The 25,284-nt window shown below is 35.5% G+C and carries 23 protein-coding genes; 6 read left to right on the forward strand and 17 right to left on the reverse strand.

The features are described from left to right. Positions 1 to 480 precede the first annotated feature (480 nt). The 9 genes from DFR56_RS13805 to DFR56_RS13845 all read right to left on the reverse strand — a co-directional run bounded on the left by DFR56_RS13805 (position 481) and on the right by DFR56_RS13845 (position 10,400). Positions 481 to 1,635 (reverse strand): exo-beta-N-acetylmuramidase NamZ family protein, encoded by a 1,155-nt coding sequence (locus tag DFR56_RS13805; RefSeq protein WP_211320638.1) that lies wholly within the window; start codon positions 1,633 to 1,635, stop codon positions 481 to 483. Positions 1,636 to 1,683: 48 nt separating this feature from the next. Further along, positions 1,684 to 2,547, reverse strand: coding sequence for a carbohydrate ABC transporter permease (locus DFR56_RS13810; protein WP_110396033.1), 864 nt, complete (start codon positions 2,545 to 2,547; stop codon positions 1,684 to 1,686). 22 nt (positions 2,548 to 2,569) lie between these two features. Continuing rightward, on the reverse strand, positions 2,570 to 3,427 hold the full coding sequence (locus tag DFR56_RS13815) for a carbohydrate ABC transporter permease (RefSeq protein ID WP_242694820.1): 858 nt from the start codon (positions 3,425 to 3,427) through the stop codon (positions 2,570 to 2,572). A 401-nt stretch (positions 3,428 to 3,828) separates the two neighbouring features. Then, the gene (locus tag DFR56_RS13820) at positions 3,829 to 5,124 is read right to left on the reverse strand and encodes an ABC transporter substrate-binding protein (RefSeq protein WP_110396034.1); all 1,296 of its coding nucleotides are present in this window, start codon (positions 5,122 to 5,124) and stop codon (positions 3,829 to 3,831) included. A gap of 151 nt (positions 5,125 to 5,275) precedes the next feature. Then, entirely contained in the window at positions 5,276 to 6,172 is an 897-nt protein-coding gene (gene murQ / locus DFR56_RS13825) for an N-acetylmuramic acid 6-phosphate etherase (RefSeq protein WP_110396035.1), read from the reverse strand. A gap of 87 nt (positions 6,173 to 6,259) precedes the next feature. After that, the gene (locus DFR56_RS13830; RefSeq protein ID WP_110396151.1) at positions 6,260 to 7,279 is read right to left on the reverse strand and encodes a serine hydrolase domain-containing protein; all 1,020 of its coding nucleotides are present in this window, start codon (positions 7,277 to 7,279) and stop codon (positions 6,260 to 6,262) included. A 251-nt stretch (positions 7,280 to 7,530) separates the two neighbouring features. After that, the gene (locus DFR56_RS13835; RefSeq protein ID WP_110396036.1) at positions 7,531 to 8,406 is read right to left on the reverse strand and encodes a MurR/RpiR family transcriptional regulator; all 876 of its coding nucleotides are present in this window, start codon (positions 8,404 to 8,406) and stop codon (positions 7,531 to 7,533) included. A 15-nt stretch (positions 8,407 to 8,421) separates the two neighbouring features. Beyond that, entirely contained in the window at positions 8,422 to 9,399 is a 978-nt protein-coding gene (locus tag DFR56_RS13840; RefSeq protein WP_110396037.1) for an N-acetylglucosamine kinase, read from the reverse strand. 650 nt (positions 9,400 to 10,049) lie between these two features. Next, a complete protein-coding gene (locus DFR56_RS13845; protein ID WP_110396038.1) occupies positions 10,050 to 10,400 on the reverse strand; it encodes a PhnD/SsuA/transferrin family substrate-binding protein in 351 nt (116 codons plus the stop codon). A gap of 79 nt (positions 10,401 to 10,479) precedes the next feature. On the opposite strand from DFR56_RS13845, the gene DFR56_RS13850 reads away from it, so the two are divergent. Then, positions 10,480 to 11,379, forward strand: coding sequence for a DMT family transporter (locus tag DFR56_RS13850; RefSeq protein WP_110396039.1), 900 nt, complete (start codon positions 10,480 to 10,482; stop codon positions 11,377 to 11,379). Positions 11,380 to 11,388: 9 nt separating this feature from the next. Here the strand turns inward: DFR56_RS13850 and DFR56_RS13855 are convergent, their stop codons facing one another. Genes DFR56_RS13855 through DFR56_RS13870 form a run of 4 tightly spaced genes read right to left on the reverse strand, consistent with a single transcriptional unit; the run spans position 11,389 to position 14,114 of the window. After that, a complete protein-coding gene (locus tag DFR56_RS13855) occupies positions 11,389 to 12,105 on the reverse strand; it encodes a hypothetical protein (protein ID WP_110396040.1) in 717 nt (238 codons plus the stop codon). Further along, positions 12,102 to 12,860 carry a hypothetical protein gene (locus tag DFR56_RS13860; protein WP_110396041.1) on the reverse strand — a complete coding sequence of 253 codons (759 nt, stop codon included), beginning with the start codon at positions 12,858 to 12,860 and terminating at the stop codon, positions 12,102 to 12,104. The genes DFR56_RS13855 and DFR56_RS13860 overlap by 4 nt, the downstream gene beginning before the upstream one ends. Next, a complete protein-coding gene (locus DFR56_RS13865) occupies positions 12,841 to 13,731 on the reverse strand; it encodes an ATP-binding cassette domain-containing protein (protein ID WP_110396042.1) in 891 nt (296 codons plus the stop codon). Before DFR56_RS13865 ends, DFR56_RS13860 begins: the two co-directional genes overlap by 20 nt. After that, a complete protein-coding gene (locus DFR56_RS13870) occupies positions 13,728 to 14,114 on the reverse strand; it encodes a GntR family transcriptional regulator (RefSeq protein ID WP_110396043.1) in 387 nt (128 codons plus the stop codon). The genes DFR56_RS13865 and DFR56_RS13870 overlap by 4 nt, the downstream gene beginning before the upstream one ends. A gap of 227 nt (positions 14,115 to 14,341) precedes the next feature. Between DFR56_RS13870 and DFR56_RS13875 the strand changes: the two genes are divergently transcribed. The 4 genes from DFR56_RS13875 to thrB all read left to right on the forward strand — a co-directional run bounded on the left by DFR56_RS13875 (position 14,342) and on the right by thrB (position 18,200). Continuing rightward, the gene (locus tag DFR56_RS13875; protein ID WP_110396044.1) at positions 14,342 to 14,791 is read left to right on the forward strand and encodes a YaiI/YqxD family protein; all 450 of its coding nucleotides are present in this window, start codon (positions 14,342 to 14,344) and stop codon (positions 14,789 to 14,791) included. Between the two features lie 147 nt (positions 14,792 to 14,938). Continuing rightward, positions 14,939 to 16,231: a homoserine dehydrogenase gene (locus tag DFR56_RS13880; protein WP_110396045.1), complete on the forward strand. Its 1,293-nt coding sequence runs from the start codon at positions 14,939 to 14,941 to the stop codon at positions 16,229 to 16,231. 3 nt (positions 16,232 to 16,234) lie between these two features. Beyond that, the gene (gene thrC, locus DFR56_RS13885) at positions 16,235 to 17,299 is read left to right on the forward strand and encodes a threonine synthase (RefSeq protein WP_110396046.1); all 1,065 of its coding nucleotides are present in this window, start codon (positions 16,235 to 16,237) and stop codon (positions 17,297 to 17,299) included. A 1-nt stretch (position 17,300) separates the two neighbouring features. After that, on the forward strand, positions 17,301 to 18,200 hold the full coding sequence (gene thrB / locus DFR56_RS13890) for a homoserine kinase (RefSeq protein ID WP_110396047.1): 900 nt from the start codon (positions 17,301 to 17,303) through the stop codon (positions 18,198 to 18,200). 613 nt (positions 18,201 to 18,813) lie between these two features. Here thrB and DFR56_RS13900 read toward each other — a convergent pair. From DFR56_RS13900 to DFR56_RS13915, 4 genes are all read right to left on the reverse strand, one after another. Continuing rightward, complete coding sequence (locus DFR56_RS13900; protein WP_110396049.1) at positions 18,814 to 19,608, reverse strand: ABC transporter ATP-binding protein; 795 nt, start codon at positions 19,606 to 19,608, stop codon at positions 18,814 to 18,816. Next, a complete protein-coding gene (locus tag DFR56_RS13905) occupies positions 19,601 to 20,587 on the reverse strand; it encodes an ABC transporter permease (RefSeq protein WP_110396050.1) in 987 nt (328 codons plus the stop codon). Before DFR56_RS13905 ends, DFR56_RS13900 begins: the two co-directional genes overlap by 8 nt. A 162-nt stretch (positions 20,588 to 20,749) precedes the next feature. Then, positions 20,750 to 21,796 (reverse strand): ABC transporter substrate-binding protein, encoded by a 1,047-nt coding sequence (locus tag DFR56_RS13910; RefSeq protein WP_110396051.1) that lies wholly within the window; start codon positions 21,794 to 21,796, stop codon positions 20,750 to 20,752. A gap of 168 nt (positions 21,797 to 21,964) precedes the next feature. Next, on the reverse strand, positions 21,965 to 23,689 hold the full coding sequence (locus DFR56_RS13915) for a methyl-accepting chemotaxis protein (protein WP_242694821.1): 1,725 nt from the start codon (positions 23,687 to 23,689) through the stop codon (positions 21,965 to 21,967). 178 nt (positions 23,690 to 23,867) lie between these two features. Here DFR56_RS13915 and DFR56_RS13920 point away from each other — a divergent pair, with 178 nt between their 5' ends. Next, entirely contained in the window at positions 23,868 to 25,001 is a 1,134-nt protein-coding gene (locus DFR56_RS13920; protein ID WP_110396053.1) for an MFS transporter, read from the forward strand. The last annotated feature ends 283 nt before the right edge of the window (positions 25,002 to 25,284 follow it).

A 25,284-nucleotide genomic window follows, 5' to 3' on the forward strand; every position in this document is an offset into this window, starting at 1 on the left:
TAGCACAGTCCCAAAAGGCTTCGATGGGACGAGCAAATGCACAGCGCTAGGACGTGAGCGCTTTTCCCGACCAGAAGTCGATTACCTGGAGTGGAAGCCTTAGGCGTTAGCTAAAGTACCCGAATATTAAGATTTTTCCAATGTGTTATGTTCGGATTTATTCTTGGAATTGGCTTGTATGAAATTGACGAATAAAGATATCTAATAAATAATCTTTGTTATCAGGTAATTAGTTGAAACTATTCATGCATTGATCCATTAAAATATTATTCAATTTTTAATCTTGTCATTTACTTTTCTGTACAACGATCTAATATGGCGAAACTACTACTATTTTAATAACTTCTGGCATGATTTTTTTGAGTTCTTGCGTCATTAGGTATAAATACATGATTGTCATATCAATTAACTTAGTAATACCTTATATATCTACTGATTCTTAACGTTTCCTTAGGTTACTTTTCTTCCTTTTCTACTATTCTATGAATAGAACAAGTATTTATTTCTTGTTTTTTCAAATGTTTCTTGATCTTGTTTTATCCGATCGATAAAAGGTTGTATGTCATTCATTAATAATTGTTTCCTAAGTTCGTCCGTACCTGCAAGTAGATCTAAAAAGTATCGATTATTAAAGTCGGAGCTTCTAATGAAAGAAGCTTGTCGAGGATATAATGTAAATATTACAGATAATAATGTAACTCCAATTAGTACTGGACGAACATTTTTTCTGTCTATAATATGTATTTGCACCCCTTCACATAGTTCACCTGCAAACTTTGAAATAGATGGGCGAAAATTAGTTGGACGAAAAATGACACCAGTTAAATTTCTTGAGTTCATTTCCTTTGCTAATTTATGACCATTCATAAATGGTGCACCGACTATTTCAAATGGTTTCGTTGTCCCCCTTCCTTCAGAAAGATTTGTACCTTCAATTAAACATGTTCCCGGATAAAGAAGACACATCTCTACGTTTGTTGTATTTGGTGTAGGAGAAACCCACAATAATTCAGTTTCATCAAAATATCTTTCTCTTCTCCATCCTTCCATTTGGATGACTTTCAAATCACAATGGATAGCATACTCTTCATTAAATAAAGTAATGATCTCCCCAATAGTAAGTCCATGGCGCATTGCAACGGGATATTCTCCTACAAATGAAGTAAAGCCATCTTGAACGATATTTCCTTCCACCTCTAATCCATTAATTGGGTTTGGACGATCTAAAACAACAACCTGTTTTCCTTGTGCTCGACAAACTTTTAGCATATTTGCAATCGAATAAATAAACGTATAATATCTTGATCCTATATCTTGTAAATCGCAAAAAACAACGTCAACATTAGCTAACATTTCGGTGTTTGGTTTCTTTTCTTTATTGTATAAACTAAATACCGGTAATCTTGTGTATGGATCTATCGTTGAATCGATCCATTTTCCTTCCTTCACATCTCCACGTAAACCATGTTCCGGGCTAAATAGAGTGGTCAAATTGATCTCTTTATGTTCATAAAATAAATCAATAGAAGAAACTAATTGTTTATTTACCCCAGTTACATTAGTTAGCAATCCGATCTTTTTCCCACGATAAAGCGCAGCATGCTTTTCCAAAAAAACTTCTAATCCAAGTTTCAATATTGTACCCCCTTTTCATAGCTGTTATCTTGCTTATTGTAATAAACTCTATCCTTTAATTGAACCAGATGTAGCACTGTTGATAAAATGCCTTTGTAACAGTAAGAAAATAATAATCACTGGGACTAATGCAATAATAGAACCTGTTGCAACTGCACGTGTACTTGCTTCAAATGCACCATCTAATTTATATAATCCAAGTGTTAATGGATGCATGGATTCATCACGTAAAACAATAAGCGGCCATAGAAAACTATTCCATGCACCTATGAAACTTAAGATTCCTAATGTGGCAATCATTGGTTTCACCATTGGTAATAAAATTTTCCACCATATTTGAAATACATTCGCTCCATCAATAATTGCAGACTCCTCAATCTCCCTAGGGATATTTAAAAATGCTTGCCTCATTAAAAATATTCCAAAAGCATTCACTGCAATTGGTAAGACAACTCCCGTAAATGTACCTAATAATCCAATTTTATTTAAAATTAAATAAATGGGAATCATTGTAGCTTCAGCGGGCACCATCATTGTCGCGATAATAATAATAAAAATAATATTTTTCCCCTTAAAGTTCATTCTAGCTAACGGAAATCCAGCAAGTGTCGCTAACAAGATTGGTAAAATCATTCCCCAAAAGGTAATGATCAGGCTGTTCCAAAAGTAGAGGGGTATTGGTAGTGTTTGCCATACTTCTATAAAGTTATCTAAAGTAAAATCTTTTGGGATAAAGTTTGGCGGCATCGAAAATACTGCTTCATTCGGTCCTTTTAATGCCGTGGACAATGTCCAGATAAAAGGAATAACTGTTAAAAGTGCAATAGCCGTTAAAATAATATACAATACAGCTTTTCTCTTAAAATGATAGCTGCTAAAACTGAATCTTCGTTTTTTATCGTTACTTGACATGTATTATCCTCCTAAGTTTTTATTATGCATCTTTGGTGTCTTGTATTTTTAAATTAACGATAGAAATGATTAAAATAACTAAAAATAGGATCGTAGCAATTGCACTTGCATATCCCATATTAATGTTTTCAAACGCTTCTTTAAATATTAAATAAACGAGCGTTGTTGTCGAATTAACAGGTCCCCCTTCAGTCATTACCATCATCAAGGCAAATTCTTTAAATGCACCCATTGTAGAAATAATACTTACAAAAAGAATGACTGGTCGAAGGGAAGGTATTGTAATATTCCACTGTTTTCTCCAAAATCCTGCTCCATCCATTTCTGCTGCTTCATATAATTCTTGCGGAACAGATTGCAAGCCTGCTAAATAGATCAGCATATAATATCCCATTCCTTGCCAAACTGTAACAATAGCAACACTAATCATTGCCATACTTGGACTTGTAAGCCACTTTATTGACCCTATTCCAATTAATTCAAAAAAGTAATTAAAGATACCATCTGTTGCAAACATCCACTTCCAAAGTAACGCTGTAACAACTACCGAAACTAATACAGGAAAATAAAATGCCAATCGATATAATTTAATGCCTTTTAACTGTTGATTTACTAAAACTGCCAATAATAACGAGACAATTGTGATAGCAGGTGTCACAAGTATCCAATAAAACATTGTATTTTTTAATGCATGCCAAAACTTATCATCACTTAACAATGTTTGATAATTTTCTAAGCCTACCCACTGTGCTGGTTGAAAGACATTATAACTTGTAAACCCTAAATAGATTACCCATATAATGGGAATGATACTAAATACCATTAATAGAATGATTGCTGGTAAGAGAAAAGCCCAAGCATGTCTTGTTTTATATATCATTTTTTTCTCTCCTTTATGAACGACGGCTAATCAAAGATTAACAATTTCCTACTTTTTCATGTTACGTTTTTTAAAGAGGAGGCTGGGACAAAAGTGTTTTCACCAAAGAAAAGTCCGAACAATGGTAGCTGCATGCAACCCGCTCTGGAAATATACTTCGCTAAGGTTATGCATTGTTCGTCTTTAGATTTTGTCGTTACAGTTATGTCCTAGCCTCATTACTTTCTCACTTTCAACGAATACATATAAATATGTAGTAATATTGATAAGTACATTGAAAGTAGTTTTTTCTATCGTTCAACTATTTTGCATATTTTTAGAATGCTGTTGAAATTTCATCTTTGAAAAACTATAGGAAGGGTCAGAAAATTTTCTGACCCTTTATATATTGGAATCCATACTTATTCTTTTAGTAAATCATTAACTTGTTTCTCAGCATCATTTAAAGCCTCTTGTGGGTCTTTATCATTAATCAACACTTCAACATACGTTTCGTTTAAAATTTCATTAATTTGGTTCGCTTCTGCGATAGGTGGTGACATATCGATTGCTTTTTCAATATCAATTGCAGAATAGTATAATCCTTTTTCTTCTGGGTCATCTGAATCTTCACCTGATTGGAAAAGCTCATTATCAGCAGCTTCTTTGTTCCCAGGTAAAATTGGTACTAACTTTGAGAACTCTAACTGATTATCTACATTAGTAATAAATTCAACAAATTCAACAGCTAATTCTTTGTTTTCACTTTGATTAGATACGACCAAGTTTTGAATAGCAGAATACAATGTTCCTTCACTTCCTACTATACCTGGAGCTGCTGCTGACTTTTCATACATTTCAGGAGATAAATCGTTAACTTGTCTGTAGAGCTGTGGCCCAGAAACCCACCACGCTAACTTTCCTTCCACATACCATTCTTTTGCTAAACTACCATCGAGCAAGAGGTCTTCAGGAATTAATCCTTTATCAAAGTATTCTTTTCGCTCTTTTAACAATTCGACTGCTTCAGGGGTATTAAATGCCGCTGAAGATCCATCTTCAGCAATTAAGTCAATACCCATGGTAGGGAATAAAATCCATAAGTCTTGCCATGCTGTCGTTGTATAACCACCCGCAATTGCACCAGTTTTATCATAGATTTTTTCTGACATCTCCCATGCTTCATCCACAGTCGTAGGAGGATTTTCTATTCCTACTTCTTCTAAAATTTCAGTGTTATATAAAATTCCACCAGAAGTGAAATACCAAGGTACAGCATAGACAGTACCATCAACAGCCCCCGAGGTCCAAAGTCCTTCTGGGTATCTATCTTTAAAGTCTGCTGCTTCATCCATATTTAATAATGCATCAACACCAGCTAACTTCTTCGTAAATCTTGGATTTAAGTTTACAACATCCGACATATTACCAGCCGAAGCTTCTGTTAATGTTTTTCTTTCAATTTCTTTAGCTGGTACATCTTCCCACTTTACTTTCGCTCCTGGATATTCCTCTTCAAATGCTTCAATCATTCCGTTAATGTAATCATCAAAAGTGGGACTTAACTCCATCGTGTTAAATACAATTTCACCAGTAAGATCCCCGCTATCTGATGATGTTCCTTCCGTTGATGTCCCATCTTTCGATTGTTTCTCACTACATGCACCTAGTACTCCAATTACAACTAATGTTATTAATAACATCCAAATCCTTTTCATTTGTAATTCCCCCAATAGATTTTTAGATAAGTTATGTACTTCTATTAACCTTTAGTATGATCACCACCTTCATCATGTGAAATAATAAAATAGGACATAGATTCATTGTCATTTAACAAATTCAATTAGTAGATATTCCATTTTTGAAAAATTAAGCTTTGTTCAATTCATTCAATGCCTTCACAAAGTTTCCTCGATGTTTTTCCATTATAGCTCTTGTTTCTTCCACTTCCGTACCAAACATTAGTATCAAAATAGCTATTTGAGTATCTCCATTAGCCTTTTCATTTGCCTTCTGGGCTGTCTCTATATCTACACCTGTTAATTCTGTAATAATAGAAACTGCACGCTTTCTTAATTTTTCATTTGTTGCTTGAAGATTGATCATCAAATTTTCATATACTTTTCCCGTTTTAATCATTGTTACAGTGGATAACATATTTAAAACCATTTTTTGTGCAGTACCTGCTTTTAAACGAGTAGATCCTGTCACCACTTCTGCACCTACTGGAAGTTCAATCGGCACATCTACCACCTTAGATAATTCAGTATTTTCATTACAAGAAATTCCGACTGTCTTGGCACCAAGTTGTTTTGCTTCTCGAATTGCTCCTAAAACATACGGTGTTCTTCCACTCGAAGCAATACCTATAACAACATCTCCCGACTTTACATACTTCTGCACATCTTGCATACCTAATTCTGGACTATCTTCGGCATTTTCAATCGCCTCACGTAATGCTTTATCCCCTCCCGCTATCACTCCTTTGATTAATTCCGGTGATACGCCAAAGGTAGGTGGACATTCAGACGCATCTAAAACTCCTAGTCTTCCACTAGTTCCAGCACCAAAGTAGACGACATGACTACCTGCTTCGATTGCTTTCACCATGACTTCAATGGCCTTCTCTATTTGAGGTAATGCTTTTTCAACAACGTAAGGTACTTTTTTATCCTGTTCATTGATCAGATGAATTATTTCCTGTATCGAGTTTTGGTGTAAATTGTTCGATTCTGTATTTCTCATTTCTGTTAACATTTTTTTCATTCGTTGTTCCTTCCCTCATTCCTACAATAAAGTAAAGAGTGTATTTTACCTTATTACGTACGATTCATTTATTTCCAAATTTGTGCTTTACTTTTTCACGAATTCACGATATATCATTGTGTGGAGTTCCTTTCTGAATTTTCGCATTTGATGGTCTCTTCCAAAATGAACAATATTTGTAAGCAACACTACTGATAACTTTTCAATGGGATCTATCCACACACTTGTTCCAGTAAAGCCAGTATGCCCAAATGATCCTCTTGACCATCGTTTACCGCAGGTCAGCTCTTTTTCAGTGTCATTTAAAACCTCAAATCCTAACCCGCGATTTCCTACTATGTTTTCCACCGCTAAGCGCATTGTTTCCTTTGATAAAACAGATTGGCTCTCAGGATATAACCAGTAATTCGCAAATGCGGATACATCTTTTGCAGTAGAAAACAATCCAGCACTTCCACATACACCGCCAAGTTGGTAAGCTTTTTCATCGTGTACCTCTCCGTGGATATATTCTCCTTCAAACATTTCAGTTGCAGCAATCTGGTTTAACTTATCAGGACTAGGTCGATACTGTGTATTTTTCATTTTCCATGGATCAAATAGATATTTCTGTGTAAAACGGTCTAGTCCCATCCCAGATATTTTTTCTATTATCCTTCCTAACAAAATCATTCCTACATCACTATAGTTCACTTTCGATCCGGGGTCATGAATTAATTTCGTTTGAATAATATCTGATATAACATCCCTTTGGTCATTTCTATTTTTGTAAGGTAAGTCTGCTGGTAACCCTGATGTATGTTGTAATAAATGTCTTATACGTACATTCGAATATTGGAAATTCTCTATATACTTTTCAACCTTGTCATCTATACTTAATTCTTTTTCTTCATGTAATAATAATATAGATGGGAGTGTTGCTATTACTTTCGTTAGGCTTGCCAGGTCAAACAACGTATCGGTAAATACGTTGATATCTTTATTATTATTATCTTTAAAAGAACCATAACTTTTTAAAAACTTCATTTCACCATCCTTTTGAATTAATAATACAGCTGCCGGCATCTTATTTTGGTTTATTAATTTTTCAATATATGTACTATACATATTCAATCACTCACTCTATTCATATTTCTTAAAATACCTAGATATAGAACTCACTTTTAATTAGATGTCGCGCGAAAGCCTTTTCATTGATTCCAAAAAAATATACGGACCAATTTGAAATAACTTCTAAAAAAAGCTACTTATTTTGTCGTTTATTATAATATTTTTGATTTTTTTTGTCAATAAAATATAATATTTATAGAAATATTATTTCATTCATTATAAAAAAATATTGTTTTCGTAGAACAATATCAATTTTTCTTCGTTGTTTTTCCATTTAAAAAAGAAATAGCCTCTCTCGTTTCATCCAAATATTTAATCGTATCTTCATAATCTTCTGACGCTAAGCACATAAATAAAATATCAATAATATGCAATTGAGCAATCCGAGAAGATGTTGCCCCGCTTCGAAATGTCGCCTCTTTGGAAGTAGATGTATATAAATTAATATCAGCAATATTCGTGACTGGAGAATGACCATATTTAGTAATGCTTATTGTTTTTACTTGTTTACTTTTGGCTAATTTTAGAAGTTTTACTACTTCTTCTGTATGTCCCGAAAAAGATATTCCGACTACGACATCCTCTTTCCCTTTTGTCGCAATGGCTGTTGCTGCTAAATGAATATCAGGATAAAATACCGCATTTTTATCAATTCGGGTAAACTTTTGTTCTGCATCTTGTGCTGCGATAGTCGATGCTCCAAAGCCAATAAATACAATTGACTTCGCATTAATTAACGCTTTTACGGCATTTTTCATTTCTGACACACTTGTAATGTCAGCTGTTTCTTTGATCGTTTGAATCGTATTCGATGTTACTTTTTCAATTATATTTGAATAACTTTCATTCGGTTCTATGTCTCGGTAGCCAACATCTTCTGGGTCACTTTGTAAATCGCCGGCAACCCGAATTTTTAATTCTTGAAATCCAGAAAAACCAAGGGATTTACATAAACGCATTACTGCCGCACTACTCGTTTCACTTTTTTCGCCTAATGTCATGGAAGTTAGTAAGATTGCCTCTTTTGGATTTTCCAAAATGTATTTTGCAATTTTTTTCTCTGATGGCGGTAGGCTATGAATCATTTCCTTTAAAACGATTAATCCACCTTTAATATGTGACATATTTCTCACCTTTTCCTATTGTGATTTATTGTTGAATGATTGAATTAATTGATCAATGATCTTATTATCCAAATTCAATTGTTGCTGGGACAATGCTTTAATGACAGACCCTCCGATTGGAGGCATTTTCGGTAAACTAGTTGTTATAGGATAGCGATCTTCTAGTTGCTTTTGGATTAATGATGGTAAAACTTCCCTATCTGTAAATACTCCACCGCATAATACTGCTTGAACTTGTTCTTCGTTAAATAATCGTCGATAAACGGTCACAAGAGCATGGCATATTTCTTCAACGACATCGTGTATAATCTGTTCGGCTACTAAATCATTTCGTTTATATGCTTGGAAAATAATCTTTGATAGTGGAGAAACCTTTTCTTTCGGTTGTTTAGCATGATATATTTTTTCAATTAGATTTCTACCATTTGTTACTTGAAAATAGGATAATAAAAGGTCGGTTAATATGGTCGGTTCTGCTCTACCATCTTCACTTTTCAAAACAGCCATAATCCCACGTCTACCAATATCATAACCACTACCTTCATCACCGAATAAATAACCCCATCCACCTACACGGTGTTCCTCCCCTTCTGCATTTATTCCATAACAGATGGATCCAGTTCCAGCTATTTGAACGATTCCTGGCTGGCCATATGTCCCCGAATATAGCGCATTCATTGAATCGGGCTCAACTTGAACTTTCATATTTGTAGGGACAATGACTTGTAATAGTTGTTCCATCTTTAGTCGAGTTTGATAGTGACCTACACCAGACATACCTGCATAAAGACTTTCGACTTTCATCATAGCTTCAGGAGCTTGATCATTTAATTGTTCAAGTAATTGGTTGAATCTATTTTTAAGTTCATTAGGTTCTACTACGTTTGGATTCGTAGCACCTGTTGTTGCTGAAGCGATTATTGTTCCACTTATATCAACAAGAACAGCAACCGTTTTCGTACCTCCTCCATCTATTGCGACTACATATTCCATATTGTTCATCCTTTGTAAAGATATCTAGTTGAATTATATACTACAATCTGTCTAAAATGCTAGCCTATTGTAAGAAAAATTGAAATAGATCTATATGCTTAGTTAAAAAGTCAACTAGAATGGATGTTCATTCATTTTCAGCTGTATTCTTAGTCTTTCATAGGCACCGTTTCTATTTGAAATGTCTTTTTGTAATGACTTTTTACATATTGAATGGGTAATTAAAATGAATACATGATGATATTTCAACTTGGGGGAAAAATGTAGTGTAAAGTGATAGGTTGGTTTTTTTACTACGTAAGAAGAAGTGCAACGGAGGAGGTTCCTTCGTGAAATGAAGCATAGGGAAACAAGGGGTTAGCATTTTGTTCAAACGTTTGATTGAATTTCTTTACATATCCATCACTATATATTACGTTGCATTAATCCTTTTTTCGGATGCTAAACTCGGCTAAATAAATATGTGTTGAAAATAAAAATAAACCACTCCATGTACATCTGCCCATGGAGTGGATTAAATGATGCTTTTATTCTAGTAACTCTTCTAGACTCATTTGTAAAGCATCAGCGGTTTCTCTAATAACCCCATACATATCACCTGTCGCTTCAATAAATCCTCCTTGGTAACTTTCGCCTTCTAAAAATTCTTTTCATTCTGGTTGATCCTTCATATTATAGAACGCTTTATCTACCGCTTGTTTAAAGCTTTCTGGTAATTCACTTTGAACCGCTTTAGATCCCGGTGGAATATCATCCGTTTCTGCTATCACTTTCATTGCATCTGCATGCTTATACTCTTTGTTCTCTTCTATGACAGATTCATCAATATGACTTACTGCATCAATATCTTCATTTAAAACCGAAATAATCGATGCATCATGTCCCCCAGAAAAAGTGACTGCCTCAAATAAATTATCATATAAAAATCCATTTTGAAGTCTTTGTTCCCGAATATATTTTACTAAATGGCAATCATTATTAAATAAAATAAGGTGAAAAATAAAATAAGCTTGTCTTTCTCATATATTGTGTGGTATTTTCAAAAGGATATATGTTTTCATAACATCAAGGAGGTTACATATGAACAAAAAAATATTTATTATTGCAATCATTACGGTAATTGGATGGGCTTCGGGATTTGCTGGTATTCGTGCTAGTTTACTTGGCGGCTTTTCTGCAGGACATTTAGTTTTGTATCGATTTTTAATTGCTTCCCTAATATTTCTTCTCTACGCTATTTATCCTCGATCAAATTTTAAATTGCCGAAGAAAAAGGATTTCTTGTTAATCTTTAGTCTCGGGATTATTGGCATTACTTTTTACCATTTAGGGGTTACCTTTGGGCAAGAAACTGTTTCGGCGGGAACGGCAAGCATGATCGTTGGCTCAGCCCCCATTTTCACTACATTAATAGCTATTTTTATCTTGAAGGAAAAGATGGAGTGGTTTGGCTGGGTCGGTTTAGGTGCAGGATTTATCGGAATTTGTTTAATAACGCTCGGTTCAACTGGGGCTACTTTTACATTATCAAAAGGATTATTGTTAGTATTTTTCGCGACGATTTCGACATCATTCTTTTTTGTGTATCAAAAGCCGCTATTTCAACGATATCATCCGATTGAATTAACCGCCTATTTTACGTGGGCTGGGACCATTCCAATGCTCATATATCTTCCTGGACTATTTCATAATATTCAACATGCTACATTGGAAGGAAATTTAGCAGCCATTTATGTTGGGATTGTACCGGCAGCGCTTTGTTATGCCACATGGGCAATCGCTCTTTCACTTGGAAATGTGAGCACTTTGTCTAGTATGCTCTATTTAGAACCACCTATCGCGATCATCATTGCCTGGGTTTGGTTAAATGAATTACCCAGTGTTCTGTCTATGACAGGTGGCTTTATCGCCATTTCAAGTGTTGCAATTGTCAATATTATCGGACATCGCAAAAGGAGAGTGGAGGAAGGGGCAAGTTGAGTATGCCCCTTATTTTGTAATGATATCAAAAAATTCTTCATCAGCCTTTATTTTTATCTTTTTTGGCACACTTAAATACAATACTTGTTCTCCTTGTTCAAAGTTAAAATAATTACCCACATCATAAGGATGCGACGCCAAAAATTGTTTCACGGTCATATCTTTATCTATCGCCCGAAAGTAAACAGTAATATATTCCTCTTCCCCATAAAAACTCAACTGATTTCCTTCTATTGAAAGTTTTGCTAATGAGACTTGCTCTGATATATCCCGATCTAAAAATGTTGTTGGTGTTTCATATAAAATTGCTTTTACGTTCTGGTTTTGATCGTTTCTTTCCTCTACAACGACGGGAATACTGAAATATGCATCATACATGCCAGACGTTAAAGCAATTTCTATTTCATGATTTATTGGTTCCATTTCCCACTCATCTTTTATAAATTGTTCAGGGAGCTCCCCAACTTGACCGTCTTCACCATACACAATATCATAAAGAATTGGAGCATGGACTTCTTCGATTTTTATCGCCGCCATTTTCGGTTGAACAAATGAGAGGTAAATGACAGTCGCAAACAGTAGCACAACGATATAACTAAAAAGCACTTTATATTTTGTTTTATAAGTTAAATTTAACTTCTGATTTGAACTAAATTTTTGTATAACAAAGATAACTATAATGACGACAAATATAGCCAACACAGTGAAGGTCATGACATTGATCATCGTCTAACCTCCAATCGGTTCCCAAATAATGTAGCAGCAAAAAACAATAGAAATGCAGTTACTAGTGTTTTAACTAGCATGATTGATAAACTCTTTGTAAAAATATAAAAGCCAATGATTGGTTCAACATTAACACCAAGAATGAAGAGTAACCCAACTAATACAGACGGGATAATAATGATTAATATGGAATGTATTTGGACAATTTCACCGATTAGGTAGAAAAAGGATGCTATTAGCAGCATATAAGCAATGGTTGCAAGAATCCCTGTCGCAAACTCTGATACGGAAGTTCCGGCAAAATAAATGAACGGATCTGTTTGATCCATTACTGAAACGACCATTTTAACAAAAGCTCCTAATAAATTTGCTGTTAAACCGCCGATGAAACATAAAGTAATCATAAAAAGGATATTAGCTAAATGATTCGTCTGTTTACTCGTTACAAATGTAACCATCTTGTTTTTAGATGCCTTCGTCGTTAATTGGAAAGCCATAATAATAATCCACAAAAACGTAAGACCTATTATTAAATCTGCGGAAATAATACGGACAGTAATATCAATATTATTGCTATTAACACTATAGATTTGGTTAGAAAACGTTAAAAGACCAGCAATTATTTGCATAATAATCATCGTACCAAACATACTGTGGTGCGCATGAAGTTTATAGTGATATTGTTTTTTAACTGCTTCGAGAAAATTGACATGAATAACGGTATTTTTTTGCACCTTATTTTGAATCAAAGACATCATCAATTCCCCCTCTCGTTTTATTCGTCATATAAACGGCAAGATCGTTTGGTGATACAGAAGAAATGTGAAAGCCATAACGCTCTATTTCTTCCGTTGGTACATCATTTTTCATGATGACATACATTTCATTGATGCCAACCTTTTCTTTATGAAAAATCTCTTTCCCGTTTATCCACGCGTCTAATTGCGAATAATTACCAGTAATTGCAATTGCATATTCGCGCATATCATCGATCGATGTATGAAGGACAAGGTTTCCATCATCAATTAATAAAATATCCTCTAGCAAGTCTTCAATTTCATTTAAATGATGACTAGAGATGAGGATCGACCTTGGGTGAGCTAAATAGTCTTTTAGTAAAGCCCGGTAAAAATCTTTCCGTACAGCACTATCCATACCTGTTGTAGGTTCATCAAAAATGGTTAAAGGGGAACGTGATGCTAAACCAACGATCATATTAAATGTGCTCTTTTTCCCTTTTGATAAGTGGTGATGGAATTGTTTTTTATTAAACTGAAAATACTCAAATAAACGGCCTGCAAGACCTGCATCCCAATGTTGATAAAATCTCCCTGCTTCTATTAACAAATCCCAAAGTGTTAATGTTTCTGGAAAAGCCATTTGATCATCAACAAAAATCGTGTTTGCTGAAACAGTTAAGTTATTGAAAGGATCATTTCCAAACACTTCTAGATTTCCACTTGACGTGTGCCAAAAACCCGCAATCATTTTTAGAAGAGTTGTTTTACCCGCTCCATTCCTACCAATTAATCCGGTTATTTTCTGTTCAGTCACTTGAAATGAAATACGATCCAACACTTTTGAAGCATTATACGATTTCGATACATTTTCGCAATGGATGATCATTTTCCTTCTCCCCCTTTTTCTCGATAGACTTGTTGCACTATTTGTAGTAATTCTGATTCATTTATTTCTAAATGATTTGCTTCCATGACAATTTTTTCAATTGATTTTACAAGGACATCATTTTTACGTTTATTTTTAATAATTTTTTTTGCATCTGGAGAAACGAATTTGCCTAAACCCCGCTTATCGTATAAAACTTTTTCTTGTCCTAATAAGGTTAACCCTTTTGCAGCTGTGGCTGGATTTATTTGAAACATTTCCGCTAGTTGATATTGGGAATATATTTTTTCATCTTGTTTGAAATGCTCTTTCAATATTTCAGTTTCAAGCCATGTAGCGATTTGCATATAAATAGGTGTTGTACTTCTATGATCTAGAATCAAATTCACCCCTCCCTTATTCTTACAACACTTAATGACATAGTGCATTACTGTTGTAATGTAGTATACTATATCTGATCAAAAGTTGTCAATATCTCTGTCCTTACTTTTTTGACAAATGCTCATTATCCTATTAGTATCGACTACATATGGTTATGCTTTGTATGTCCTGAGCCACCCATTTTATGAAATGAAACTTCCTCTTCTTTAGGAGAAAGGTGGGTTTTAAAATGAAAATTTTTGTTGATGCTGATGCCTCCCCTGTTCAAAAAGAAGTCATTTTAATTGCGGGTAAATACAATTTATCTGTTGTTCTTGTTAAAAGTTTTTCGCATTTTTCCCATGAAAAAAATCCACCATATGTAGAAACGATTTACGTGGATAAAGGGGCAGATATGGCAGATTTTGAAATTATTAAATTAGCAAAACAAAATGATGTCGTTATTACACAAGATTACGGTCTTGCTTCCCTTTGCTTAGGAAAAGGATGTCATGTTGTACATCATAAAGGGTTTCAATATACAAATGACAATATCGACCGATTACTTTCCTCAAGACATGCGAGTGCCATGGCAAGACGTGGTGGATATCGAACAAAAGGACCAAAGCCTTATACAGAGGAAGAACGACAAAACTTCAAAGACTTATTACACAAAGTGATTAATGAACAGATAATGTAAACTAAAAATCTGTGCTTACATATGCATCCTATATGGATTTAAAACAGCTGCAAAAAGTGGTATAATAAATAGTGTTGCATAAAGATTCAACATGTTAGTTTAAATATTCGAAATATTTTTTTCAAGAGAATAAAATGAGGTGACGATTTGGAAAAAGATGTATCAATAGGATTATTAGGATTAGGGGTTGTAGGTTCTGGTGTCATTAAAATCGTTGAAGATCACCAAGAAGAGCTGCAACATCAATTAGGACGCGGCGTGAAAGTAGAAAAAGTACTCGTCCGTGATATTGAAAAAGCACGTCAAATTGAAATTGATCATCGTTTACTAACAACTAATTGCGAGGATGTTCTAGCAAATCCTGATATAGATGTAGTTGTCGAAGTAATGGGCGGAGTAGAAAATGCCCGTAAATATATATTAGAAGCATTACAAGCAAAAAAACATGTCGTAACAGCGAATAAAGACTTAATCGCCCTACACGGCCCTGAGCTTGAAGAAACTGCTCGTCAAAATGGTTGTGATTTATTTTACGAAGCAAGTGTTGGTGGCGGTATTCCATTATTACGTGGTTTATCAGATGGACTCGTTTCTGATCGTATTCAGCAAGTGATGGGAATTGTTAACGGTACGACAAACTATATTTTAACGAAAATGGCCAAAGAAGGTCAAAGCTATGAAGATGCTTTACAAAAGGCCCAAGAACTTGGCTTTGCAGAAGCTGATCCAACAGCAGATGTAGAAGGGTTAGATGCGGCCAGAAAAATGGTCATTTTAGCACGCCTATCTTTCTTTACAAATGTTGAACTTGAAGATGTCGAAGTGGAAGGAATTTCAAAACTATCATTAACAGATATTGAGTATGGTAAAAAACTAGATTTAACGATGAAATTAATTGGTTTTGCTAACCGTCATAACAATCAAATTGAGGTAAGTGTACAACCGACATTTTTATCAAAGAGTCATCCATTAGCTTCAGTGAATGATGAATATAATGCTGTATACGTAAATGGAGAAGCCGTTGGTGAAACGATGTTTTACGGTCCTGGAGCTGGTAGTTTACCTACTGCAACTGCTGTTATGTCTGACGTTGTTGAAGCAATTAAAAATATGCTCTTAGGAGTAAACGGGAAAAAATTTGTTAAACCTCGTTTTGAAAAAGAATTGACTCCGTCTGATAAACGTTTTAGTCAATTTTATTTACGACTACATGTAAAAGATGAAATCGGTGCTTTTGCTTCCATTTCTGATTTATTTAACCGACTCGATATTAGCTTTGAACGAATTTTACAAACACCTAGCGAAAAAGGGTTTGCAGAAATTATTGTCGTGACACATAAAACATCACTAGAAAACTTCCAAAATGCAATGAAAAAATTGGATGAATTACAAGTAATTGATACAGTGGAAAGTTATTTCCGTGTTGAAGGGGATGCATAAGCAATGAATTGGCAAGGACTTATTAAAGAATACGCAGGGCTTTTACCTGTGACGGAAAATACGCCAGCATTAACATTACATGAAGGGAATACCCCTCTTATCTATTTTCCACATTTATCGGAAGAATTAGGAATTGAATTGTACGGAAAGTATGAAGGGTTAAATCCGACTGGTTCCTTTAAAGACCGGGGAATGGTGATGGCAGTTGCTAAGGCGAAAGAAGCAGGGAGTAAATCAGTGATTTGTGCATCGACTGGAAATACCTCTGCGGCTGCGGCTGCTTACGCGGCAAAAGCTGGCATGAAAGCTGTCGTTGTTATTCCTGAAGGTAAAGTTGCGATGGGAAAACTTGCTCAAGCTGTCATGTATGGAGCTGAAATTGTTCAAATTGCAGGAAACTTCGATGATGCATTGACGATGGTGCAACATATTAGTGAAAAATATCCTGTTACACTTGTAAACTCCGTCAACCCGTATCGGTTGGAAGGACAAAAAACAGCGGCTTTTGAAATTATTGACCAACTTGGTGGACAAGCACCTGATATTTTAGCTATTCCAGTTGGAAACGCAGGAAATATTAGTGCCTATTGGAAAGGTTTTAAAGAATACGCAGAACAAAAGCAAACTTCTTTACCTAAAATTTACGGCTTTGAAGCGGAAGGCTCTGCAGCAATTACGAAGGATGAGGTCATTACTGCACCCGAAACAGTTGCAACAGCTATTCGAATTGGTAATCCTGCAAGTTGGAAATTAGCGACAAATGCCCGAGATGAATCTGGTGGCATGATTACATCTGTAACAGACGAAGAAATTTTAGCAGCATTTAAAACGCTCCCTGCCAAAGAAGGAATTTTTGCTGAGCCTGGTTCTTGTGCTTCTATTGCAGGTGTCTATCAACAAGTAAAAGCGGGTACCATCGCACCTGGTAGTAAAGTTGTTGCTGTATTAACTGGAAACGGACTAAAAGATCCACAAACAGCGATCGATCAAATTACAATTGATCCGGTTTCCCTTCCAAACGATGAGGAAGCTGTAACAGATTATATTAAAAAAACGGTAGGTAAATAGGATGTTTATGATATCCGTGCCTGCAAGCTCTGCTAATATTGGACCCGGATTTGATTCAGCAGGGGTTGCAGTAGGTCGCTATTTAACATTACAAGTAACAAAGGCGGAAGAGTGGAGTTTTGACCATACGAACTCACTTATCCCATCGGTTAAAAATTACGAGGATCATTATATTTACAAAGTGGCAAAACAAGTAGCAGATTGGAATGATTGTTCGCTCTCCCCTTGTCATGTTTTGATGGATAGTGAAATTCCCCTTGCTCGTGGACTTGGTAGTAGTGCTTCTGCTATCGTGGCGGGAATTGAACTTGCCAATCAGCTTTGTAAACTGGATTTAACCGAACGCCAAAAGCTCGATTATGCGGTCAAAATTGAAGGCCACCCTGATAATGTTGCTGCTTGTTTATTAGGTGGATTTGTCGTTACAGTGAAGATGGGGGAAGAAGCAAGTTATAAGAAGTTACCAGCAATCGATACTGACTTAGTCGTTTACATTCCTAGTTTCGAACTTAAAACGGAAGATGCTCGCAAAGTATTACCAGATAACTTTCAAATGAAAGACGCTGCAACGGCGAGTGGTGTAAGTAATTTAATGATCTCGGCTCTTTTAACTGGGGATTATGAATTAGCAGGAAAAATGATGGAAAGTGATTTATTCCATGAAAGTTACCGGGCTAAGTTAATTCCTAATTACTTTGAAATCCGTTCACATGCTAGAAAACTAGGCGCATTTGGAACAGTGATTAGTGGAGCTGGTCCAACGATGATTTCCTTTGTGCCGAATGGAAAAGGCAAATTAATTGCAGAAGAAATGCAAGCGAAATTACCTGATTATGAGGTTGCTGCTTTAGAACTTGATGAAGCTGGGCTTCAGGTTAAAGTAAATATTAATAATCAATGAGGAACGAAAAAATACTCTACCACACCGTGCTTCTCATTATTAAGTAAATAGGAAACGAACGCTCAAAAACATTTTTTGGGCGCTTTTTATTATGTAAACCTTATTTGCTTTTTAGATTCATTAAATGATTCTAGTGGAATTGGCAATGGAGATTTTCCGAGAATAATACGGAGTTCAGGACAAGCATGTGTGATTCATGAGTATAATGCTGGGTTCAAAACAAGAATGCAGGATACACGAAAAGAATGCTGAGTTCAAAACAAGAATGTAGGATTCACGAAAAAAATGCTAAGTTCAAAACAAGAATGCTGGGTTCACGAAAAAAATGCTGAGTTCAGAACAAGGATGCAGGATACACGAAAAGAATGCTGGGTTCAAAACAAGAATGCTGAATTCACGAAAAAAATGCTCAGTTCAGAACAAGAATGCTGAATTCACGAAAAAAATGCTGGGTTCGGAACAAGAATGCAGGATTCACGAAAAAAATGCTGAGTTCAAAACAAGAATGCTGGTTCACGAAAAAATGCTGGGTTCAAAAAACTAAAAACATAGCACTAATGAAAAAAAACGCACAGTTATGTTCACTGTACGTTCCCTACAACTATTTAACTTTTTACCCGAGAACAGCTTGATCGCTTGCAAGTTGTCTGCCACGAATGCGCTGGAATTCCTCAAGTAAATTTTCGATTGTTAGCTTTGCCTTTTCCTCGCCACTTACATCAAAAATGATTTGTCCAGCATCCATCATGATCAATCTATCCCCCATATCAAGCGCTTGTTGCATATTATGTGTTACCATTAATGTTGTCAAATCAAATTTTGCAACAATTTCAGATGTCAACTCTGTAATTAACTCCGCTCTTGCGGGATCTAGTGCTGCTGTATGCTCATCTAAGAGTAAAATATTTGGCTCTGTAAAGGTGGCCATTAATAACGATAGCGCTTGTCTTTCTCCTCCTGAGAGCAAACCAACTTTAGCGGTAAGGCGATTTTCGAGTCCTAGGTTTAACGTTTTTAAATAATCACGAAAAATATCACGTCGTTGTTTTGTTACACCAAGCTTTAATTTTCGTGATTTATTACGTGAATAAGCAATCGCTAAATTTTCCTCAATTGTCATCGATGGTGCTGTTCCGGCCATCGGATCTTGAAAGACGCGACCAATAAACTGGGAACGTTTAAACTCTGGGAAATGATCGACCCGCTTTTCGTCGATCAAAATATCACCAAGATCAGAAATAAGATTTCCAGAAATGACGTTCATTAAAGTCGATTTCCCTGCCCCATTTCCACCGATGACGGTAACGAATTCACCTTTTTTAAGTTCCAAATTAATATCTTGTAGTGCCCGTTTTTCGTCAGGAGTTCCTTCATTAAAAGTAATGGAAATATGTTTTAAATTAAGCATTTTTCACATCCTCCACTTTGAGGGCTGCCCGTTTTTGTTCACGACGTTGTTTTTCTCGCTGTGCGTGTAATATTTTCGGAGCGACCAGTGCTAGAATAACGAGTAAAGCGGTAATTAATTTCATATCTCCTGTATCTAAAAACTCAACACGCAGTGCTAACGTCACAACTATTCGATATACGATCGCCCCTAAGATGACCGCAAGTGTGGCTCGAAAAATCGTTTTTGTTCCAAATAACGCTTCCCCGATAATAACAGATGCAAGTCCAATAATAATCATGCCGATACCCATACCTACATCAGCAAATCCGCCATGCTGTGCGATTAATGCACCCGAAAAAGCAACAAGTCCATTCGAAATTCCGATCCCGACAATAATTAAAGTGTCGGTATTAGCTGAAAAGCTTCGGATCATTCGCTGATTATCCCCAGTTGCTCGGAGCGCCAGTCCAACTTCTGTTTTGAGGAAATAATCGGCTAATACTTTAATAATAACAATAATAATAATCATAACAATGACAATTCCCCAAGTTGATGGGAAACGTTCGATACCAATAGCCGATAAAACGTTGTTCAGTAGACTGTCAATCCCTGTTTTTTCCCACAATGTCGCTAACTGTGTTTTTAGCGTCGATTCATTCAATAATGAAAGTTGGGGGGAATCCATAATGCGTAAATTAATGGAATAGAGCGCAATCATCATTAATATTCCTGATAATAATGCATTAATTTTTCCTTTGGTATGCAAAATACCGGTAATACAACCCGCGAAAAAACCAGCCGCTGCACCTAAAATCGTTGCAAGGAAAGGCGGCACTCCGTTCATAATTGAAACAGCTGCAACCGCTGCTCCTGTTACAAAACTTCCATCGACTGTTAAGTCCGGAAAGTCTAACACTCTAAATGATAAATATACACCGAGAGCCATAATCGCATAAATTACGCCCGACTCCACAGCTCCAAAAAGTGATAAAAACATGTTGTCCTCCATTCCAAAACGCATTAAAGTACGTGTTACATCCTCTTAAACGTACATTTATTTATGATAACTTTTCGTTCCATTTTATAACGTAAAGAAGGAAGCAGGCAATCCTGCTTCCTTTATATTGTACTAAATTTCTTCATGATTAGAAAGAATTTTTTACTCTTCTCCTAGGAACTGAGCATCATTATCCCAGTCATCATTCCACTCTACACCTTGAGCTTCTGCAGCTTCTTTATTTATAAATAATTGCATAGCTGGTGGGTATTCAACATCGATTTCTGCCGTTGTCTTTTCACCTTTTAACACTTCTACAGCCATCTCACCTGTGCGGTATCCAATTGTATGATAATCGATTCCAAAAGTAGCAAAGCCACCTTTTTCTAATGAATCAGGCTCCCCGACAATCAATGGAATTTGCTGATCATTTGCCACACCGACAACACTATCTAAAGCGGAAACTACCGTATTATCTGTAATGATGTAAAAGACATCGACATCACCTGCAAGTGTTGTTGCTGCCTGTTGTACTTCAGAAGAGTTTGCAACTGTTCTTTCCGAAATTGTTAAGCTTGTTCCTTCTGCAGCTGCTTTCACTGCTTCAATCTGAGTTACTGAGTTTTTCTCTCCAGCATTGTAAATTAATCCTACAGTTGCACCTTCAAAATATTTATCAATAAATTCAACCGTATTTTCAATTGACTCTGGGTGTAAATCAACGACACCAGTAATGTTGTCTCCTGGTTTATCCATTGCATCTACTAACCCCGCATCAACTGCGTCTGTTACAGATGTAAATAAGATTGGAATATCGTTTGTTGCGTTTAAAGCACCTAATGCACTTGGTGTCGAGTTCGCAAAAATTAAATCGACATTATCAGCAACAAAGTTATCTGAGATTGTTTTTACGTTATTTTGGTCGTTTTGAGCATTTTGATAGTTGAATTCTACATCAAGGCCTGCGTCTGCTATTGCGTCCTGAAACCCTTCATATGCTGCATCCAGTGATGGGTGTTCAAGAATTTGTGTTGCTCCAATCACAAATTTTTCTCCACCTTCTGCTTCCTCTTCATCAGCCGATTCTTCTGTATCTCCAGCATCTTCAGGTTCCTCTGCATCAGAACTAGAACTGTCTCCTCCGCCACAAGCCGCCAATACTAATACACTGATCGCTGCAATGATTAATAATTGTAGCCACTTTTTCATGAACGATTTTCCCCCTCAATCATATATTATTTAGTCCCTCTATTATACTGACAAGCTTCCAGTCATGCAAGACTTTTATCAATTTTCTAAAAATACATCAATCTATTAAAGTGATGAACTTTTTAGTAGTACATAAATTTTAACATTTATTTGTCCTATTTTCAAAATCTAAAATGCTTTCTCCAACTCTATCAATAGTTCCATGACTTCATTTGAAGCTTCTTCCAATCGAACAAGCGCACTTTTCGCCTTGTCGATATTTTCTCTTTCATAATGCTCAATAGCATCTTTGGCATATGCATGTACTGCTTTATGTGGTGCTTCTAGTTTTTTAAATGCTTCATTGTTCTTAACCGAGATCGACTGATCACTATAGTACCATTCTCCTAATCGGCAAACTTTATGGGACGTTAGTTGATTTGCCGAAATCGAACCAAACCCTAATAATAAGTTATAAATATTCCATTTCCATAATAGATGATCAGTTTTGGCCAGTTGAATAATATCTTTTTGATTATAAATTAAATTCGATTCGATAAAAGTTAGACGATATTCATTCATTTTTTTACTTAAATCATAAATTATTTCAGCTGTTTCGGTTGCCACTTTTTGTGTATGTTTGCTTACTTCAAACATTTTAATATTTCGCTCATTTATTTCTACCACTGTCGATGATTGCTCTTCACTCATTGCCGCAATTTGTGAAGTTTCGCCGTTAATCCTTTGCATCGTTGAAACAATGTTTTCTAACTCTTTCCCCGCTTGTTGGGATTCAGCAACACCCTTTTCAATACTTGTACCCGTTTCTTGAATTCTCTCCGTAACATTCTTAGATACATGTTGTAAATTTTCCATGTTTTTTGTTATTTGTTCAATTTGTTCTTTCGTATGTTCTGACAATTTACGAACTTCTGTTGCAACAACTGCAAAGCCTTGTCCATATTCTCCTGCACGTGCTGCTTCAATACTTGCATTAAGTGCCAATAAATTTGTCTGTTCAGCAATTTCTTTAATGACATTGATTACTACATGTGTTTGCTCAATTTCATTGCCTAAATGATGTACCTCTTTCATAACAGAGTCATAAACTTTGCCAACTTGTTCAATATCATTAAGCGCATGATCAATTACTTTTCTACTATTAAGCGCTGATAGAACCGCCTCTTCTGTTCCTTCCGCTACTTTTACGGCATGGTTTGAAACATCTTGAATCGATGCACTCATTTGCTCAGTTGCTGCTGTAACACTTTGCGATTCAGTGATTTGCTCTTCCATTCCTTCAATTAAATGTTGGGTAGTATCAAGCTTAGTCAAGTTATCGAGCATATCGGAAATGCCGAATAAAAACGACCGAAAAGTGGATTCGGTATACACATCAACAATTAATTGTTTATCAAATGTTCCTAACTTTTGAATCGCTACGACTAGACTAATCATCTTATTTGGATTTTTACTTACCTTCTCCATTAAAATAGTTGTCATAAATTGAATAAGCATGTCATGTGCCATAATAAAGTGATTCGCAGTTAAATTAATTCTACTATGTACTTCACCTATAGTGACCCTTGTTTTAACATAATCATGATCAATATTCGCTTGTAAAAATTGCTCAATATATTTTATCTGTGTTATTTTCAATTGGTCTACAGAAGCGTATTTTGAAATAATATCTTGTAAATGTTCAGATGATGTAATGTTTTCATAAAATTTATTCACCATTTCTTCCTTAAATGGACGTAAATATTGAGCTGCTTCCCTCACTTCTTCAAGTGTTTCTTCGGTTATATTTAAAAACTTCAATCTTTCTGTTGGGCGGTGTCCAACGGAAAGGTTCGTGTCATCAACCTTTTTTATATATTCATTCCATGTTTTAGGTCTTTTTGTAAAAATCATCATCAATTCCCCCTGTTCATCCTCATCCATTCAAAATCATACTAATTCCATGAATCTTTGGACCTATTTTTATTATTTTATTATACCCTATATAATTTAATTTCAAAATGGATAGATTAATTTCTTACAACCTTCTTACTTATTATGTATAATAAGGATGGGAAAGTAGGGATTTTGCATGACAAGAATTATGTACATTATCATCATCGTTGGATTTTTAGATACATTTATTCAGTTACCAATTATTACTCCATACTCACTTGAACTTGGAGCCTCATATGCGTTAACTGGTGCAATCGTTGCAATTTATTCATTTACTAATATGATCGGCAATATTCTAGGCGGACATTGGATCGACCGATTTGGTCGTAAGAAAATGTTATTTACCGGCATGATATCTGTTTGTATCATTTTATTTTTTTATCCATTCGCACAAACTGGAATACAATTATTTTTTGCCCGCTTTTTCCATGGATTAGCTGGTGGTATATTAATTCCAGCGGCTTTTGCCTATATTGGCGATCAATCCGGTACGAGAACGAGAGGAAAAACGATGGCATTTACAGGAGCTAGTATTGGAATAGCTGCAATCGTTGGCCCTGCTGTTGGTGGTATCATGGCTGCAAGGGCTTCAATTGAAAGTGTGTTTTTGCTCGTCTCAGGTCTTTTTCTTGTTACCTCGTTTATCGTGTTATTTTTTGTAAAAGAATCATTTATTTCAACTGAAAGAGGTAAATTTAATTTTAAAGAATTTGTTCCACTGATTAAACATCCGTTAATTATTTTGTCATCCTTAGCGGCTTTTGCACTTATGATTAGTAATGGGACACTCGCTTTTGGACTTCCCTTAAACGTAGAAGAAATGAACCGAACGACAGAAACGACGGGAATGTTATTAAGTACATTTGGGATCATTGCGTTAATTGTATTCTTAAGCCCGATTAATTTTATTTATGATCGTTTTTCTGCCATTAAACTAATCTTGATCGGGTTATTCCTGATTGGAATTGCAATGTTCATGCTTAGTTTTATGACAACTTTTATTAGTAATTTTATCGCTATGATTACATACGGACTAGGATTTTCGTTCATTTTTCCATCGATGAATAAAATTATTGCAGATGCTTCCACGAAAGTCGATCGGGGAAAAGCATACGGAATTTTTTATGCATTTTTTTCCTTAGGTGTCGTTGCAGGCTCTTCGATGGCCGGGGGTTTTGCCCAAATTCTTGGGTTACCGTTTTTAGTTTGTGGAGTTCTTATGTTTTTGTCTGTGGTGATTATTCTGTACATTGATAGGAGAAAAGTATAGAAGTTCAAAATGTTTATTCACTTAAACCTCTACTCATTTTTCCAATTATTTAGCTACAAGTCTCGCTTGTAAGTGGGGCTTGTTCAATTTTTCTATTATCTTTAATAAAATAAAAGCATACCCAGTCATCAAATAATACATTCAACAACCTGGTATGCTCCATACTAATTTTATTCGTTTGATACTCTTACCATGCCGGTTTTGGTTATATTCCTTTCTACAGCAGTTTTTTTCCACTACTACCCTACCATTGCACAATAGTAGTCAATGTTTATAGAATTTT

It is taken from the genome of Pseudogracilibacillus auburnensis, from assembly GCF_003201975.1.
Classification (GTDB): domain Bacteria; phylum Bacillota; class Bacilli; order Bacillales; family Amphibacillaceae; genus Pseudogracilibacillus; species Pseudogracilibacillus auburnensis.

Coding starts and splice junctions, on each gene's coding strand:
- murQ (WP_110396035.1), bottom strand. CDS start 6,172: ATGAAAAAAATGTTAACAGAAATGAGAAATACAGAATCGAACAATTTA.
- DFR56_RS13815 (WP_242694820.1), bottom strand. CDS start 3,427: ATGATATATAAAACAAGACATGCTTGGGCTTTTCTCTTACCAGCAATC.
- DFR56_RS13835 (WP_110396036.1), bottom strand. CDS start 8,406: ATGTCACATATTAAAGGTGGATTAATCGTTTTAAAGGAAATGATTCAT.
- thrC (WP_110396046.1), top strand. CDS start 16,235: ATGAATTGGCAAGGACTTATTAAAGAATACGCAGGGCTTTTACCTGTG.
- DFR56_RS13910 (WP_110396051.1), bottom strand. CDS start 21,796: ATGAAAAAGTGGCTACAATTATTAATCATTGCAGCGATCAGTGTATTA.
- DFR56_RS13875 (WP_110396044.1), top strand. CDS start 14,342: ATGAAAATTTTTGTTGATGCTGATGCCTCCCCTGTTCAAAAAGAAGTC.
- DFR56_RS13855 (WP_110396040.1), bottom strand. CDS start 12,105: ATGATCAATGTCATGACCTTCACTGTGTTGGCTATATTTGTCGTCATT.
- DFR56_RS13850 (WP_110396039.1), top strand. CDS start 10,480: ATGAACAAAAAAATATTTATTATTGCAATCATTACGGTAATTGGATGG.
- thrB (WP_110396047.1), top strand. CDS start 17,301: ATGTTTATGATATCCGTGCCTGCAAGCTCTGCTAATATTGGACCCGGA.
- DFR56_RS13865 (WP_110396042.1), bottom strand. CDS start 13,731: ATGATCATCCATTGCGAAAATGTATCGAAATCGTATAATGCTTCAAAA.
- DFR56_RS13830 (WP_110396151.1), bottom strand. CDS start 7,279: ATGTATAGTACATATATTGAAAAATTAATAAACCAAAATAAGATGCCG.
- DFR56_RS13900 (WP_110396049.1), bottom strand. CDS start 19,608: ATGCTTAATTTAAAACATATTTCCATTACTTTTAATGAAGGAACTCCT.
- DFR56_RS13840 (WP_110396037.1), bottom strand. CDS start 9,399: ATGGAATATGTAGTCGCAATAGATGGAGGAGGTACGAAAACGGTTGCT.
- DFR56_RS13915 (WP_242694821.1), bottom strand. CDS start 23,689: ATGATTTTTACAAAAAGACCTAAAACATGGAATGAATATATAAAAAAG.
- DFR56_RS13860 (WP_110396041.1), bottom strand. CDS start 12,860: ATGTCTTTGATTCAAAATAAGGTGCAAAAAAATACCGTTATTCATGTC.
- DFR56_RS13810 (WP_110396033.1), bottom strand. CDS start 2,547: ATGTCAAGTAACGATAAAAAACGAAGATTCAGTTTTAGCAGCTATCAT.
- DFR56_RS13920 (WP_110396053.1), top strand. CDS start 23,868: ATGACAAGAATTATGTACATTATCATCATCGTTGGATTTTTAGATACA.
- DFR56_RS13905 (WP_110396050.1), bottom strand. CDS start 20,587: ATGTTTTTATCACTTTTTGGAGCTGTGGAGTCGGGCGTAATTTATGCG.
- DFR56_RS13820 (WP_110396034.1), bottom strand. CDS start 5,124: ATGAAAAGGATTTGGATGTTATTAATAACATTAGTTGTAATTGGAGTA.